Consider the following 15,398-nt stretch of genomic DNA (forward strand, 5'->3'; position numbering starts at 1 on the left):
TGGTGGCGAGGGCCGTTCACCTCCCGTTAACCCTGTCGATGAGATCGGGTTACGCGAGTCGGACAAACTGCCTTCGACCGCCGAGGTCAGGACGGGACGTGTGGGTGCATGTCCTGCGAGATTTAGCCGAATCCTGTGAGAGGGAACGAATGAGCAAGTTCAGCAAGCTTGGGCTGCGCCGTGCTGCGGGGGCATGCGCCATCACCGCGGCCGCGGCGATCGGTCTGGCAAGCATGGGTACGGGAAACGCCGCGGCGGCTCCCTTGGCGAACGGATCGAAGGTCGTCACCGGCCTCGACGGTGAGAAGGTGCAGACCATCCGCACCGGCGAGAATGCATGGCCGGTGCCTTCGCTGGCGGCAAATGGTGCTGGGCGTGCCGCTGAGGTCTCGGGTGTGTACACCGTCAAGTCGAACGATGATGTCACCGGGCGTGTGTATGTGGGCTTCTTGATCGGATGCCAGATCAACATCGAAGGCCTCTCGGGCGGTATCTCCGGAGGCTTCTCGCTTCCGTCCAGCCCCTCGCTCAGTGGTTCGCTCTCCGTGCCGCTGACTCCGGGTCAGGTGACCACCAAGGTCGTCGACTACAAGGAACTCGGCGACAAGGGCATCGCGGCCTTCCAGCTTGATCACTTCGGAATCGATGTCCAGCAATGCGGCGGCTTTGCGCAGGCTCGTTCGTTCGTATACGTGATGGCCGGCAAGGGCTTCAAGGTCGACACCGACAACGACGTGATCGACAGCGAGGGCGGCTACATCCAGTCCACCCTGTGGGGCCAGCCCTTCAGTCTCAACTGAGTGCCAGCAGACAAACCAGCAACAACTCTGAGATTTCTCTGCTGCACAAGCAGAAAGACATTCCACGAAGGGGAATCATGAAGAAGATCAGCACACGTCGTGCGATCGCGGCCGCCGGCGTCGTCGGCGCCGCACTGATGGGCCTCACCAGCCTGGGAGCCGGTGGCGCCGTGGCGGGCCCGCTGCCCGGAGCCAAGGTCGTCAAGAAGCTCGTCGACGGCACTCCGGTCACCATCCAGCTTTACGATGAGGCTGCAGATGTGCACCCGGCCGTCACCAACATCGCCACCAGCCGTGAGGTGTTCGTTTCCGGCAAGATCCGCGTCACCGTCGGTGGCCAGGCTGACGGTGGCACCATCTCGGCTGGCTATATCGTCGGCTGCCAGGTGAACTTCGGCGCCAGCGGTGAGGGTGGCTCCGGCAACGTCCTGAGCCAGGGCCTGAACAGCGGTGCGTCTGATACCGACTCGTCCAGCATTGGCGGCACTGTCACTCTCGGCCCGGGTCAGGCGAAGTTCATCTCGACCGTCGGTACCCTCGTCGGTCTCGAGGACAGCAGCGACAACGCCATCAACGCGAACACCTTCTCGGGTACCACCGGTGGTGTGGCCTACAGCCAGGAGAAGTTCGGGGTTGACGGCTGCGCCGGCTACGCACAGGCCAAGGCAGTCGTTCAGGTCACCGTTGAGACGGACGCTGTCAAGGGTGTTCTGACCGCCTACGGCAAGCCGTTCAGCATCGGCTGACATTCGCGGCTGGATCTCACGGTCCTTCACGCAACAAGGGCGGGAAACCAGAAATGGTTTCCCGCCCTTTGTCGTTCCTTCGGTCGCGGCATAGGGGAGGACCGCGATCCTGGCGGAACGAGGTGCGCCGTGTGAGTTGTGCGCGGGTCGGGGAGATGCGCACTTCCCGCACGGCACCACGGTTGCTCGATTAACCGTGAGCCGGCCGGGTGTTGCCGACGGGACCGACATTAGGCCCGCGACCTTGGGAGTCGTTCGGGGAAACCTGTGAAAGCGCTGGCCGGTCGATCGCTCCGCCCGATGTGGTCGAATTATCCGTTTTCAGTGCGCTGGTGCAGGATTCGGCGAGAGCTGGCCTCGGGTGAGATGTCGAGCCGGCGCAGCAATTGGGCGTTCAGCGCCACGACGACGGTGGACGCCGACATCAGGATCGCGCCGACACTCATCGGCAGCACGAAGCCGATCGGCGCGAGCACGCCGGCCGCCAGCGGCACCGAGATCAGGTTGTATCCCGCTGCCCACCACAGGTTCTGCTGCATCTTGCGATAGCCCGCACGCGACAACTCGATCACCGACAACACCGAGCGGGGATCGGACGATGCGAGGATGACGCCGGCGGAGGCGACCGCGACGTCGGTGCCCGCACCGATCGCGATGCCGACGTCGGCCTGTGCGAGAGCGGGGGCGTCGTTGACGCCGTCGCCGACCATGGCGACCCGATGGCCCTCGCGCTGAAGCTCAGAAACCGTGGCGGACTTGTCTTCTGGGCGTACACCCGCGTAGACGCGGTCGATGTCGAGCTCGGCGGCGACGCTGTCGGCGACGGCCTGCGCATCTCCGGTGACCATCACCACCTGAACGCCGAGGCGGTGTAGGGCGTCGACGGCCTGCCGCGATTCGGGGCGGACCTCGTCGGCGAGTCGCAGTGCGCCGATCACCGCGCCATCGGCGACCACGTGCAGGATGATCGCGCCCTGCGCGCGCCAGTCGTCGGCGACGGCGAGCTCGTCGAGTCCCATCTCGTCGAGCATGCGCGGACCGCCCACATGGATTTCGTGACCGTTTACCGTCGCTGTGACGCCGACGGCCGGAGACGATGAGAAGTCCTGTGCGGGTGCGATGTTCAGTTCCTCGGAGCGAGCGGCCTGGACGATCGCACGGGCCAGGGGGTGTTCGCTGCCGGATTCTGCGGACGCTGCAGCGGTGAGTACGTCGTCGGTGGAGTGGTCCGGCGTCGGCTCGACCGCGGTGACCGCGGGCTCGCCCTTGGTCAGCGTGCCCGTCTTGTCGAACAAGACCGCGTCGACGGTCCGCATGGACTCGAGCGCCAAGCGGTCCTTGATCAGCACCCCGCCGCGCGCGGCCCGTTCGGTGGCGATCGCGACGACCAACGGGATGGCCAGTCCCAGCGCGTGCGGGCAGGCGATGACGAGCACGGTGATGGTACGGACGACGGCATAGTCGGGCATGCCGAGTGCGACCCACACGATCGCCGTCAGAACGGCTGAGCCCAGCGCGAACCAGAACAGCCAGCCGGCGGCAGTGTCGGCGAGACGCTGTGCCCGCGAGGACGATCCCTGTGCTTCGGCCACGAGTCGTCCGATCCCTGCCAGGGCCGTGTCGTCGCCGATCGCCGAGACCTCGATCCGCAGACCGGAATCGGTGGCGACGGTGCCTGCCACCACCGAATCCCCGACGCCCCGCGTGACCGGCGTGGATTCGCCGGTCACCATCGATTCGTCGAGGTTCGCCGACCCGTCCAGGACGACACCGTCGGCGGGTATCGATCCGCCAGGGCGTACGAGCACCACGTCGCCGACGACGAGGTCGGCCGGCGCGACGCTCACGGTCTGCCCGTCGACCACCTTCTCGGCGGAGTCCGGGAGCAATGCCGCGAGCGAGTCGAGTGCTGATGTCGCCTGCGCCAGCGAACGCATCTCGATCCAGTGACCGAGGAGCATGATGACGACGAGAAGTGCCAGCTCCCACCAGAAATCGAGCTCGTGGTCGAGCAGATGCAGGGTCGATCCCCACGACGCGACAAACGCGACGGTGATCGCGAGCGCGATCAACAGCATCATCCCCGGTGCGCGGGAACGGATCTCGCCTACCGCCCCGCCGAGGAAGGGTCGACCTCCACCACAGATAGATCACGGTCCCGATCACGGGCGATATCCAGCGCACCCAGTCGGCGGAGGGGAGCGAGTAGCCGATCAGTTCGGCGAACATACCGCTGAACACCACGGTCGGGATCGCGAGCACCAGCATGATCCAGAAGAGCCGGCGGAACACGGCGACGTGATCTCCGTGTCCGGCGTGACCACTCATCGCACCGTGACCGGAATGGCTGGCGTGCGCTGTTTGCATGTGGTCCGGGTGATCGGTCGTTGTCCCGTGCTGGTCGTGCTGCTCCATGCCGCCGACCATATACCCCTAGGGGGTATGTCGCAACGACGCTTCGGACCGTGGGGGATCGGCGTCCGTCAACGCCGAAGGCCCGCATCCCTTTCGGGATACGGGCCTTCGATGGAGGCGTTCGCGACTCAGCGGGAATGGCGGCCGGGGCCGTCCGGCGGATAGTCGCCGGGGTACTGCTCCCCGGGGTACTGCTCGCCCGGATACTGCTGACCGGGCGGCGGATAGTTACCGGGCGGGTAGTTGCCGGGCGGCGGGTAATTGCCGGGCTGTCCACCGGCAGGCGGGTAGTTACCCGGTGGAGGATAGTTGCCCGGCGCGGGGGACGGCGTCGGCGAGCCCGGTCCCGGATACGGCGTGGTGCCCGGGCCCTGGCTGGGACGCTCGGGCGGCGTGAACGGTCCTGACGGTGCCGGATCGGAATACGGTGCGGGCGGCGTGCTGATTCGCTTGGTCGTGGTGTCGACGGCACTGCCTGCGCCGGGATCGCGTTCGGACGGTCCGCCGGGGACGCCGGTGGGCGGCCCGGACGGGTCACTGAGGTGCGGCGGGAGAATCGACTGCGCCTGCTCCTTGGCTGCCGAGCTCGAGCCCTCGGGAGCCAGGTAGTCGCGGATCTCGGTGAGCAGCGAGATCTCGGTGGCCTCGGCCTCGTCGGGCTTCTTGCCCAGCGATGCGAGCTTGTTGTACGGAACGATGATGATGAAGTAGATGACGGCGGCGACGATCAGGAAGTTGATGATCGCGGCGATCAGCGCGCCGAAGTCGAGGAAGGTCGCCTGGTTGTCGGTGATCTTGAAACCGAGCCCACAGACCGAGACCGGGTTGTTGACGGCGGTCTCGCCGGCCTTTGTGGTCGATGAGCCACAGTCGCCCTGCCCGGTGGGGATGGCCGCCAGCAACGGATTGATGATGCCGGTGGTGAACGCCGTGACGATACCGGTGAACGCGGCGCCGACGATGACCGCGGTGGCCAATTCGACGACGTTGCCTCTGAGTATGAAATCCTTGAAGCCCTTGAGCACTTCCGGTCCTTCCTGATCGGTCTTCGGTGCCGGGTATTCATGCCGTGTCGTCCATGGGTGGGCACGGACCTTTAGAAAACTCTATCCAGGATCGTAAACGAGACTGAGTATTTCGCTCAGTGAGTCGACAAGACGCGCGCCAGTAATTGTGTCCAGTGGGTCGTGGTGCCGCCCGGGATCCAGGTGTCCCCTCGGCGTCGGAGTGGCCTGATCGGCCGGTGCTGACAGCGCGCGAGGTCAGTGCAGGACCACCGCGAGTGGCACGTCGAGCCCTGCTCCCGCAACTCGATGAGCTGCGGTTTCGGTCATCGCGAGCAAGATCGGCGGGTTTGTCGTTGCGCGCGTCGGTGTCGTCGGGCCCGCACCGGGAACCAGTGCGACGATGGCACCCGCGGCCAGGATCTGTGCCTGGGCGTTGAGCACGTCCACGAGATCCCCGGCCCGTAGCAATGATGCGACCGTGTCGTCGGCGAGTCGGACCGGCACCAACCGCGCATCGGCCCGTCCGGTCAACTCCATCGGCAGGCGCGGCGACAACAGCCGCGACTCGGTGACGATTTCTCCGGCGCGTACCGGGCCGGTCACCGTATGCGACTCGCCGTCGGCGGTCAGCCGTAGCGCTCCGTCGGGCACGAGGTCCACCGGAATGCGGAGCTCGCGCAGGTCGGTGCCGGTCACGGTGTGTCCCGGAAGCAGATCGCGCGCCGCCACCAGGACCGGCGCATCGTTCTTCGCGCGCTGACCGGTGACGCCGATGGCCACGGCCACCGCCACGAGTAGCAGCGCTGCGCTGCGCCTGATCATCACCGACCGCGCCCAGCCGGGACGCAGGGCGTGAGCGACGCGATCCCGCAGTCGCGGCCCGAGTGCCGAACCACCTCCGAACACGTTCATGAGGGGCAAATTAGCGGTTCTCGGCGCCCCCGATCCGGATCGAGGGGCGCCCTGTGGACAAAAGGCTTGCGGGCCTTGTTCTTCCACAGGGTGGACCTCCCGGATTGGACGTGGGCTCTTGTGAACTGGGAGAATGGCACCCGGTGTGCCGGGAAGTCTGGTCGGCTCCGCGCTCGTGACGAGCCGGATTCTTGCCGACGACCGATCAGGAGCCGCCCGTGACGGACCCCGACAACACCTGCACCGACCCCCACGCCGAGTCGGATCCCGCCAAGACCGGCCACACACCCTGGCGCGTTGCCGACCGACGAGCACGCCTGCTGCGGGTACTCGCCCTCGACACCACCAGCGGCATCCTGCTGTTGGCCTTCGCGGCAATCGCGGTTGTCTGGGCCAACACACCCTGGCGCGAGGCCTACCACCACCTGCTTGCCATCGAGGTCGGGCCGGAGTCACTCCACCTGCACCTGACGCTGGCGCAATGGGCGGCCGACGGTCTGCTCGCGATCTTCTTCTTCGTCGTCGGTGTGGAGCTCAAACACGAGTTCGTCGCCGGGGGACTGCGCGATCTGCGACTCGCCGGTGTGCCGATCGCAGCTGCGGTCGGCGGCATGGTCACTCCTGCCCTGGTGTATCTGCTGGTTGTGGGCACCACCTCGGACGATCCGTCGGCGCTGCACGGCTGGGCGACGCCGACGGCCACCGACATCGCCTTCGCCCTGGCGGTCCTCGCCATCTGCGGGCGTGGCCTTCCGCTGGCGCTGCGCACCTTCCTGCTGACGCTGGCCGTCGTCGACGACCTGCTGGGCATCATCGTGATTGCCACCGTCTACACCGACACCATCGATCTGCTGATGTTGGGTGCCGCGGTGCTCGTCGTCGTAGTCTTTGCACTCGCTGTGCGGGCGCCGCGAACTCACTGGTGGTTGCTGTTGCCGCTGGCGTTGGTGGCGTGGGCGTTGATGCACGCCTCCGGGGTACACGCCACGGTCGCCGGCGTGCTGCTCGGATTCGTGGTGCCTGCCAAGCCGATTCGTGATGAGAAGCTCAGTCGCGCGGAACTGTTCGACGAGACGGTACGGCCCTGGTCGTCGTCGGTGGCGCTACCGGTGTTCGCCTTCGCGGCCGCCGGGGTCTCTCTCGTCGGCGCCGGCGGTGCGCTGGTGGAACCGGTCTCGCTCGGCATCGTGGCGGGCCTGGTGCTCGGAAAGATCGTCGGCGTGCTCGGCGCGACCGCGGTGATGACCCGATTCACGCCGCTACGGCTGCCTGATGCCATCGGTCTCCGTGACCTCGTACCGATCGGCATGCTCACCGGTGTCGGATTCACCGTCGCCTTGCTGATCTCGGAACTGTCGTTCGAAGACGGTGAGCATGCGGCGCCGGCCAAGGCCGCCATCCTCATCGGCTCGGTGATCGCCGCAGCCCTCGCCGGGCTGCTGTTGCGCTGGGACGCGCGCAAGACCCGCGACCCCGACATGAACCGCGACGGCATTCCCGACCGCGACATCGAGGTCATCGGCGGATAACCTTCCTGACCAGCACAAACCGCGTCTACTGGCACTCGGAATGTCCGAGTGCCAGTTTCGGTTAAACTGATCGAGGTTCCTACGTTCCTGTGGAGGTTTTCGGTGCCCACTTACTCGTATGCGTGCACGGAGTGTGACAACAAGTTCGACGTCGTGCAGTCGTTCTCCGACGACTCGCTCACCGAGTGCCCTCAGTGCACCGGGCGGCTGCGCAAACTGTTCAACTCCGTCGGGATCGTGTTCAAGGGAAGCGGCTTCTACCGCACCGACTCGCGCAACGGCTCGTCGTCGTCGGAGAGCAGCAGCTCCTCGGAATCCAAGTCCGACTCGTCGTCGAGCTCATCCTCGGACTCCTCGAGCAGCAGCACCAGCTCGTCGTCGTCGAGCAGTGACTCCAAGTCGTCGTCGAGCCCCTCGGGCAGCGCCAAGGCAGCGACACCAGCCTCGGCCTGACCGACGCACCAGGCTCGCTCACCGCATCCGTGTGAACCCACCATTCGGCGTGAGCGCCCACCCCATCGGCACGTCATAGGCGTCGGCGGGTAAATCGTCGACCAGCTCATGGTCGTAGACGATGCCGACGAGCGCGCCCGCAACCCCAGCGATGCTGCGGTCGTAATAGCCTGCGCCACGGCCCAATCGGACACCGGTGCGGGCGATCGCCAGCGCCGGGACAAAGACGACGTCGGCTTCTGAGACCGCGTCGACGCCCAGCCGCGGGCCTGTCGGCTCGAGAAGTCCGAAACGCCCCCTGGCCAGCGAGTCTCGCGCGTCGTAGCGCACCCAGTCCAGCGGCGCCGGCGGTCCGGACGGCACCACCGGCAACAACACCGTGCAACCGCGCTCGCGCAGTGCGTCGAGAAATGCCACCGACCCCGGCTCGGCGCCCACCGGAACGTATGCCGCGACCGTCACCGTGTCGTCGAGCAGCACAGGGCTCAATGCGAGGTGCGCGACGAGCCGGGTCGATGCGCGGTCACGGTCCTCGACGGTCAAACCCGCTCGCCGGGCTACGAAGCCGGCCCGCAACTCGTCCTTGCCCGCCACGGGTTCTCCTTCGCCTCAGATCGCAGGTGCCGCGCGTATCGTAGCGCTGACCAGGTGTGACACCGGTCTCGGTGGCGGCAATCTCCCAGCGTTCGCGAATCGTATCTGTGGCTGCTTCCCGGCAACCGACATTAGGGTGTTTCTCATGACCAGCGTGAGTAATTCGACGACCGAGATTCCCGAGTACCACGACGTACCCGACACCCCGCCGATCCCACGTACCGCGGTGGTCCCGGCCGCGGGTCTGGGCACACGATTCCTGCCGGCGACCAAGACGGTGCCCAAGGAGTTGCTGCCCGTCGTCGATACCCCCGGCATCGAACTCGTCGCCGAGGAGGCCAAGTCCGCCGGTGCCGAACGGCTGCTGATCATCACCTCACCCGGCAAGGACGGCGTGGTCGCGCACTTCGTCGAAGACCTGGTGCTGGAGAACACGCTGGCCAAGCGCGGCAAGGCGGCGATGCTCGCCAAGGTCCGCAAGGCACCGTCGCTGCTGGACGTGGCCTCGGTGATCCAGGACAAGCCGCTCGGTCTCGGCCATGCCGTCGGATGCGTCGAGGACTACCTCGACGACGACGAGGACGCGATCGCGGTGCTGCTGCCCGACGATCTGGTGCTGCCCGGCGGAGTGCTCGAGGTGATGGCTCGCACCCGGCAACGACGCGGCGGATCGGTGCTGTGCGCCATCGAGGTCCCCGGCGACCGGATCAGTGCCTACGGCGTCTTCGACGTCGAGGACCTGCCCGACGCCAACAACCCGAACGTCAAGCGCCTCAAGGGCATGGTCGAAAAGCCCGCACCGGAGGATGCGCCGTCGAATCTCGCGGCCGCCGGCCGATACATCCTCGACCGCAAGATCTTTGACGCGCTGCGCCGCATCAAGCCCGGTGCGGGTGGCGAATTGCAGCTGACCGACGCGATCGCCCTGCTCATCGAGGAAGGTGAGCCGGTGCATGTGGTCGTCCATCACGGCACCCGTCACGACCTCGGCAACCCCGGCGGCTATCTGAAAGCGGCCGTCGACTTCGCCCTCGACCGCGACGACTACGGCCCCGACCTGCGCGAGTGGCTCACCGAGCGCCTCAAGCAGGACTGACCCGCCCTCTGGTGTCGGGTATGCGGCCCTCCGCGCGCCTGACACGCGTGCGCCTGCCCGACGACTAGCCTTTACCCGAAGGTCGACCGGTAGGTACCCCGGCCGATGAGAGTGCGCACGGGCCGGCGGCGGAGTGAGGTGAGATGCGTTCGGTTGAGGATCATCTGTCGTTGGTGACGGCCGCGGCGGTCGCGCCGCGCCCGGTGCGTGTGGCGATCTCCGAGGCCCAGGGTTTGATGTGCGCCGAAGAGGTCGTCACCGAACATCCCATGCCCGGCTTCGACCAGGCCGCCGTCGACGGATACGCGGTACGTGCGGTAGACGTGGCACTCGCCGGGGTGCCCGCACCCGAGGATCTCGACGAGTTCGACGCCGGCGGTGCCGAACTCGTCGATCTCGAGGCGAACGAACCGATGATCGTGTCGTTGCCGGTGGTCGGGGAGGTTTCACCCGGTGCCCGCACCCCGACCCGTCTGCAACCGCGGCAGGCGGTGCGCGTCGAAACCGGTGCTCCCATGCCCACTCTCGCCGACGCGGTGGTGCCGCTGCGGTGGACCGACGGCGGGGAGTCGAAGGTCAAGGTGGGCCACGGCGTCGAGAGCGGCGACTACGTGCGACGCGTCGGCGACGACGTACAGCCCGGTGACGTCGCCGTCCGTGCCGGATCGATCATCGGGTCGGCGCAGGTGGGTCTGCTCGCCGCCGTCGGGCATGCGCGCGTCATGGTGCACCCGCGTCCGCGACTGTCGGTGATCTCCATCGGCTCCGAACTCGTCGACATCGACCGCACTCCCGGACCCGGACAGATCTACGACGTCAACAGCTACGCCCTCGCCGCGGCCGCCCGCGACGCCGGCGCCGACGTCAACCGAGTCGGCATCGCCGAACGTGACAGCTCCCGCATGCGGGAAGTCGTTGAAGCGCAACTCATCCGGTCGGAGATCGTGGTGATCTGCGGTGCGATCGGCGGACAGGCGGGCGGCGCGGTCGTCGATGCCCTCAGTGATCTCGGAGACCTCGAGATAGTGCGCGTGGCCATGCACCCCGGCTCGGTCCAGGGCTTCGGCCGGCTCGGCCGCGACGAGGTACCCACCTTCTTGCTGCCGTCCAATCCGGTCAGCGCCCTGGTCTCGTTCGAGGTGATGGTGCGTCCGCTGATCCGCATCGCGCTGGGCAAACGGCAACCGATGCGCCGGGTCATCAAGGCACGCACCATCGGTCCGATCGCGTCGGTCAAGGGCCGCAAGGGATATCTGCGCGGACAGCTGATGCGCGACGAACGCTCCGGTGAATACCTCGTGCAGGTCCTCGGGGCGTCGCCGACCGGATCGAGTCATCTGCTCGCCGAACTCGCCGAGGCCAACTGTCTGATCATCGTCGACTCCGACGTCGAGGAACTCGGGATCGGCGACGAGGTGGAGGTCGCCTTCCTCGCCCAACGCGGCTGACGCCGACGAGTCGGCGCGCGTGCCGGTTACCTCCGCGCCGGGCGATGGTCACCGCATAGACTCCCAGATGTGTTCAGGTGGCTGAGTGGTGAGCCGGTCAGTCCGGGGTGGCCCGCGACGCTGGGACCTCTGGGGACCAGGGCGGGTGCGGTGACGATACGGCCGGTGAAGTTGCGAGACGCCAAGGACTGGAGCGAATTGCGCATCCGCAACCAGAACTCGCTGATGCCGTGGGAACCGACGGGTGTCGGATCGTGGGCGTCGCGTCATCAGGTCTCGTCCTGGCCGCCGCTGTTCGCGGTGCTGAAATCCGAGGCCAAGCGAGGGACGTTGTTGCCGTTCGTGATCGAACTCGACGGCGTCTACATTGGCCAGCTCACCGTCGGCAACATCCAACGCGGCGCGGTGCGCACCGCATGGATCGGCTACTGGATCGACGCCGGCCACGCCGGACAGGGCATCACCACCGCGGCCGTCGCGCTCGGCGTCGACCACTGCTTCGGTCCGGTCGGGCTGCACCGGCTCGACGCAACCGTCCAACCGGACAACGTTGCCTCCCAAGCGGTGTTGAGCAAGATCGGGTTCCGACGCGAGGGGCTGCTCGAGCGGTACATGGACGTCAACAAGCGCTGGCGTGATCATTTCCTCTATGCCCTCACCGCGGAGGAGATCACCGGCAGCGCCACCGAAACCCTCGTGCGGTCGGGGCGGGCGGCGTTTCTGTAGCCGATTTGCCGCCGGCGTGGGTCGACGGGCACCGGTCAGCCACCGAAGAACTCAGCCACCGAAGAACACCGCCAGAGCCTGTGCTGACTCAGCGGCCGAGCTGATGTTCGCGGCGCAGACCACTCCGGTGGTCAGCGCGACGACCGTCAACGCGGCAGCACAGGCGAGCGGCCGTGTCCGGGCGCCGTGGGGTGCAACCGCCGCGGCACGAAGAGCAACGCCGGTCGCGCCGAGAACACCGACGGTGAGCACGCCGGCGATCACCGCGAATGCCGCGTGGTACCGGGCGAAGTCGTCGACGAGAACCTGCAACGGTGCCGAGAACTCGCCGCCGACGGGTGCAACGAGTTCGGCGTGAACCCGACCAGCGATCGCGAGGATCGTCGGGTCACCGCTGCCGGAGAGGAAGGGCAGTAGCGAGGACAACGGTGCGATCGCGCCCTGGATGTTCGCTGCCACGATGACGAGTGCGACCGCGGCGACGGTAGCGGCCGGTAGCGCCCGCAGCGGTCGTCGGGGCGTTGATTCGCTGGTTCCCCGGTAGAGGGCGATGGTCAGTCGACATGCGACGACGAGTAACGCCAGGCCGATCACGGCTTTCGCGATGTGAAAGCGCCGCCAGCCGTCGACGAGAGCCGTCAGATCGACGGGTGGTGTGCTCGACCCGCTCTTCCAGAAATGGGCGAACGCCGAGCCAAGGGCCGTTGTCATGCCGTCGGGACCGGGGCCGGTGAGCAACCAGGGCGCGAGCATCGTCGCCGCGCCGAGTGCGGCGGTCAGCGCGCCGAGGGCGACGATCTGGGCGGTACTGGTCGTTGGAGAAGTTGGGCGGTGGCGATGAGTGTGCATGACGGGCAATGACTTTCGTTCGGTGATCGGGGACCCGAACCATGGTGGACCCATCGGCCGGTGCGGCACATCGGCAGCGAGAACGGTGTGCATCGCGACGAAGCGTCCTCCGCGCGGACGAGCTCGAAACCGTTCGTGAGGAGGAAGCGTCTTGCCGATTCAGGGGTCTACAGTTGGCTCCGATGCCGACCCAATTTGCCGAGACCGCACGTCGCTGGCGCCTGTGGTGGATGACCGACACCGCTCCGGGGGCCGCGGCAAACGACGGCTCGGTTGCCACTCGCGTCGGCCGGTGGTTTCGGATCGTTGCGACGTCGCCGGCAGTATCGGTGATCGTTCCCGTCGTGGTTGTGCTGGGTTGTGCCGCAATCCAATTGAGTCAGCGGAGCGGCCCGAGTGCGGACCGCCCGGGGGCCGCGCTGCTCGTGAGTGTGCTGCTGGCGCTTCCGCTGTTGGTGCGGCGTCGTCTTCCCTTGACGGTGTTCGCGGTGCTCGCGCTCATCGCATTCGTGCAATGGGCCCTCGACCTTCGGTTGGTGGCCGACATCGCCCTGCTGATCGCGGTGTACACGGTGGCGTCGGTGTACCCGGCGCGCACGGCGTGGGCTGCGGCCGCCGTCGTCGAGGTTGGTGCGGTATTGGCGGTGCTGCGGTGGCAGGCGAGCGGCTACCGCATCGAATCCCTCGTGCTGTTGACCGGGCCGCTGATCGCAGCGGTGTGTGCCGGGATCGCCGTGCGTAACCGCCGAAATGCAATCGTGGCCGCCGCGGAGGGTGCCCGACGACGCGAGCATGAACGGCATCAGACCGACCTGCTCGCGGCCGCGCGTCACCGGCAGCAGATCGCACGGGAGATGCATGACGTGGTGGCACATGGTCTCTCGGTGATGGTCACGCTGACCGAGGGAGCGCTGGCCACCGGGGATCGCGACCCCGCCGCCACGCAGGACGCGATGAGGCGCGTCGCCGACACCGGCCGCGAGGCGCTCGACGACATGCGCGACCTCGTCCGGGTCCTGCGCGCCGACGAGCTGCCGCGCCGACCGCAACCCGGTGTCGACGACGTCGAGACCCTGGTGGATGAGTGTCGGCGCACCGGAGTCGACATCGAATTCATCGTCGAGGGAACCGCGACCGATGTGTCGGCTCCGGAAGGGCTGACCGTGTATCGCATCGTGCAGGAAGCCTTGACGAACGTGCGAAAACACGCCGACGCGAACACGGTTCGCGTGAACCTGGTCTACCGCGACGAAGCGATCGACGTCGAGATCGTCGACGACGGGCGCAGCTCCGGGCGCTCGGCCGAGCCGGGGTTCGGACTGACCGGGATTGCCGAGCGCGCGGCATTCCACGGCGGTCGCACGGAGTCCGGACCCCTGGTGGGCGGAGGTTGGCGGGTCTGGGCGTTCATCCCGACACGACGCGTCGCGACAGGCGCCGACCGATGACGATCCGGGTGGCCATCGTCGACGACCAGGAACTCGTCCGGCTCGGGCTACGGATGGTCTTGCAGGCCGCCGACGGCATCGAGGTGGTGGGGGAGGCCGCCGACGGCGACGAGGCCGTGGCGCTCGTGGAGTCGTGCGCTCCCGACGTGATCCTGATGGATGTGCGAATGCCCCGGATGAACGGTGTCGAGGCGACCCGGAAGGTAGTGGCCCATCTCCCCTCGGTGCGGGTGCTGGTGTTGACGACCTTCGACGTCGACGAGTACGCCTTCGACGCCATCCGCGCAGGAGCGGCCGGGTTCTTGCTGAAAGACGTGCGTGGCGCGGAGTTGGTCGATGCGGTCGTGGCCGTCGCCCGAGGTGACGCGGTGATGTCCCCGCGTATCACCCGCGCCCTGGTCGATGCGTACGCCGCGACTCCGCCCGCACGCACCGCACCCGACCCGGTTCCCGTCGACGACCTGACCGAACGCGAACGGCAGGTGGTCGTCGCCGTGGCTCGTGGACTGTCGAATCGAGAGATCGCGTCGGAGTTGTTCGTCTCCGAGACGACGGTGAAGTCGCACGTGGCCAACATTCTCGCCAAGCTCAACCTACGCAACAGGATTCACGTGGTGATCTACGCCTACGAGCGTGACCTGGTGCGACGCGATGGATGAGCAGACGGCGTCGGGTTCCGTAGCATCGGGCCATGACGCAGCTGGAGATCATCGTCCGCGGCCACGCCGACGGGAAATACGCGCCCGAGCGGGCGGTGGTGCACCTTCGGGTGGCGGTGTCGGGGAGTGAACGGGAAGCGGTGTACCGGGACGCGATCGAGGTGCATGCGCGTCTGATCGCGACGCTCGACGAGTTGGCCGGTACCGACGCCGTGGCCACGTGGTCGAGCGACACGGTGCACGTGTACTCCCATCGGCCCTATGACGCGAAGGGCAAGCTGCGAGACCTCGTGTACTCCACCAACATCGGCGTCGACATCGAATTCGCCGACGTCGACGCGTTGGGCGGGTTCATCGACGTGTGGGCGCAGGAGTCCGGGGTCGACGTCGCCGGCGTGCGGTGGGCACTCACCCGGGAGAGCCGTCGTCGGCACGAGGCGGAGTTGCGGCGCGCGGCCGTCGAGGACGCCATACTCAAGGCGCAGGCCTACGCTGATGCGGTCGGGCGCGGACCGGTCACCCCGACCCAACTCGCCGACCCGGAGATGCTCGACGTCCACCAGCCGATGCCCCGGGCACTGCTCGCCGGCGCGCCCGCCGGTGACGGCAGCTCGCCATCGCTCGACCTGCGATCCCGCGACATCGAGTTGTCGGTGACCGTCGACGCGCGCTTCATCGCCGAATGACGGTGCGCGTCCGCTGAGAAGTGCATGTGA

The 15,398-nt window shown here is 67.2% G+C and carries 14 protein-coding genes and 1 pseudogene; 10 read left to right on the forward strand and 5 right to left on the reverse strand.

All coding sequences use genetic code 11. The features are described from left to right. The first annotated feature begins 149 nt into the window (after positions 1-149). Complete coding sequence (locus tag P3L18_RS12300; RefSeq protein WP_276114306.1) at positions 150-800, forward strand: MspA family porin; 651 nt, start codon at positions 150-152, stop codon at positions 798-800. Positions 801-877: 77 nt separating this feature from the next. Further along, a complete protein-coding gene (locus P3L18_RS12305; protein ID WP_276114307.1) occupies positions 878-1,546 on the forward strand; it encodes an MspA family porin in 669 nt (222 codons plus the stop codon). A 311-nt stretch (positions 1,547-1,857) separates the two neighbouring features. Here P3L18_RS12305 and P3L18_RS12310 read toward each other — a convergent pair. The 3 genes and pseudogenes from P3L18_RS12310 to P3L18_RS12320 form a co-directional block, all read right to left on the reverse strand. Continuing rightward, positions 1,858-3,913, reverse strand: a pseudogene (locus P3L18_RS12310) (heavy metal translocating P-type ATPase). 176 nt (positions 3,914-4,089) lie between these two features. Continuing rightward, positions 4,090-4,986, reverse strand: coding sequence for a large conductance mechanosensitive channel protein MscL (gene mscL, locus P3L18_RS12315; RefSeq protein WP_006372097.1), 897 nt, complete (start codon positions 4,984-4,986; stop codon positions 4,090-4,092). A gap of 237 nt (positions 4,987-5,223) precedes the next feature. Continuing rightward, complete coding sequence (locus tag P3L18_RS12320) at positions 5,224-5,880, reverse strand: SAF domain-containing protein (RefSeq protein ID WP_006372098.1); 657 nt, start codon at positions 5,878-5,880, stop codon at positions 5,224-5,226. Positions 5,881-6,071: 191 nt separating this feature from the next. Between P3L18_RS12320 and nhaA the strand changes: the two genes are divergently transcribed. Both nhaA and P3L18_RS12330 read left to right on the forward strand, forming a co-directional pair. Beyond that, positions 6,072-7,409: a Na+/H+ antiporter NhaA gene (gene nhaA / locus P3L18_RS12325; protein WP_035728727.1), complete on the forward strand. Its 1,338-nt coding sequence runs from the start codon at positions 6,072-6,074 to the stop codon at positions 7,407-7,409. Positions 7,410-7,511: 102 nt separating this feature from the next. Then, positions 7,512-7,862: an FmdB family zinc ribbon protein gene (locus P3L18_RS12330; RefSeq protein ID WP_276114195.1), complete on the forward strand. Its 351-nt coding sequence runs from the start codon at positions 7,512-7,514 to the stop codon at positions 7,860-7,862. Positions 7,863-7,880: 18 nt separating this feature from the next. Here the strand turns inward: P3L18_RS12330 and P3L18_RS12335 are convergent, their stop codons facing one another. After that, positions 7,881-8,456 carry a 5-formyltetrahydrofolate cyclo-ligase gene (locus P3L18_RS12335; RefSeq protein WP_276114196.1) on the reverse strand — a complete coding sequence of 192 codons (576 nt, stop codon included), beginning with the start codon at positions 8,454-8,456 and terminating at the stop codon, positions 7,881-7,883. A 145-nt stretch (positions 8,457-8,601) separates the two neighbouring features. On the opposite strand from P3L18_RS12335, the gene P3L18_RS12340 reads away from it, so the two are divergent. The 3 genes from P3L18_RS12340 (at position 8,602) to P3L18_RS12350 (ending at position 11,726) form a co-directional block, all read left to right on the forward strand. Beyond that, positions 8,602-9,552: a UTP--glucose-1-phosphate uridylyltransferase gene (locus P3L18_RS12340; RefSeq protein ID WP_020172095.1), complete on the forward strand. Its 951-nt coding sequence runs from the start codon at positions 8,602-8,604 to the stop codon at positions 9,550-9,552. Positions 9,553-9,695: 143 nt separating this feature from the next. After that, positions 9,696-11,000: a gephyrin-like molybdotransferase Glp gene (gene glp, locus P3L18_RS12345; protein ID WP_276114197.1), complete on the forward strand. Its 1,305-nt coding sequence runs from the start codon at positions 9,696-9,698 to the stop codon at positions 10,998-11,000. Positions 11,001-11,069: 69 nt separating this feature from the next. After that, positions 11,070-11,726 (forward strand): GNAT family protein, encoded by a 657-nt coding sequence (locus tag P3L18_RS12350; RefSeq protein WP_014359199.1) that lies wholly within the window; start codon positions 11,070-11,072, stop codon positions 11,724-11,726. A gap of 51 nt (positions 11,727-11,777) precedes the next feature. Here P3L18_RS12350 and P3L18_RS12355 read toward each other — a convergent pair whose 3' ends face one another. Beyond that, positions 11,778-12,668 carry a hypothetical protein gene (locus tag P3L18_RS12355; RefSeq protein ID WP_276114198.1) on the reverse strand — a complete coding sequence of 297 codons (891 nt, stop codon included), beginning with the start codon at positions 12,666-12,668 and terminating at the stop codon, positions 11,778-11,780. Between the two features lie 89 nt (positions 12,669-12,757). Between P3L18_RS12355 and P3L18_RS12360 the strand changes: the two genes are divergently transcribed. The 3 genes from P3L18_RS12360 to P3L18_RS12370 are packed head-to-tail and all read left to right on the forward strand — an operon-like array spanning position 12,758 to position 15,368. Beyond that, entirely contained in the window at positions 12,758-14,023 is a 1,266-nt protein-coding gene (locus tag P3L18_RS12360) for a histidine kinase (RefSeq protein ID WP_276114199.1), read from the forward strand. After that, a complete protein-coding gene (locus P3L18_RS12365) occupies positions 14,020-14,682 on the forward strand; it encodes a response regulator transcription factor (RefSeq protein WP_020172091.1) in 663 nt (220 codons plus the stop codon). The genes P3L18_RS12360 and P3L18_RS12365 overlap by 4 nt, the downstream gene beginning before the upstream one ends. A gap of 32 nt (positions 14,683-14,714) precedes the next feature. Further along, the gene (locus tag P3L18_RS12370; RefSeq protein ID WP_020172090.1) at positions 14,715-15,368 is read left to right on the forward strand and encodes an SIMPL domain-containing protein; all 654 of its coding nucleotides are present in this window, start codon (positions 14,715-14,717) and stop codon (positions 15,366-15,368) included. Positions 15,369-15,398 lie beyond the last annotated feature (30 nt).

Origin of the sequence: Gordonia sp. N1V (assembly GCF_029269935.1) — a bacterium.
Taxonomy (GTDB): domain Bacteria; phylum Actinomycetota; class Actinomycetes; order Mycobacteriales; family Mycobacteriaceae; genus Gordonia; species Gordonia polyisoprenivorans.

Coding starts and splice junctions, on each gene's coding strand:
- P3L18_RS12300 (WP_276114306.1), top strand. CDS start 150: ATGAGCAAGTTCAGCAAGCTTGGGCTGCGCCGTGCTGCGGGGGCATGC.
- P3L18_RS12305 (WP_276114307.1), top strand. CDS start 878: ATGAAGAAGATCAGCACACGTCGTGCGATCGCGGCCGCCGGCGTCGTC.
- P3L18_RS12320 (WP_006372098.1), bottom strand. CDS start 5,880: ATGAACGTGTTCGGAGGTGGTTCGGCACTCGGGCCGCGACTGCGGGAT.
- P3L18_RS12340 (WP_020172095.1), top strand. CDS start 8,602: ATGACCAGCGTGAGTAATTCGACGACCGAGATTCCCGAGTACCACGAC.
- glp (WP_276114197.1), top strand. CDS start 9,696: ATGCGTTCGGTTGAGGATCATCTGTCGTTGGTGACGGCCGCGGCGGTC.
- P3L18_RS12355 (WP_276114198.1), bottom strand. CDS start 12,668: ATGCACACCGTTCTCGCTGCCGATGTGCCGCACCGGCCGATGGGTCCA.
- P3L18_RS12360 (WP_276114199.1), top strand. CDS start 12,758: ATGCCGACCCAATTTGCCGAGACCGCACGTCGCTGGCGCCTGTGGTGG.
- P3L18_RS12365 (WP_020172091.1), top strand. CDS start 14,020: ATGACGATCCGGGTGGCCATCGTCGACGACCAGGAACTCGTCCGGCTC.
- P3L18_RS12370 (WP_020172090.1), top strand. CDS start 14,715: ATGACGCAGCTGGAGATCATCGTCCGCGGCCACGCCGACGGGAAATAC.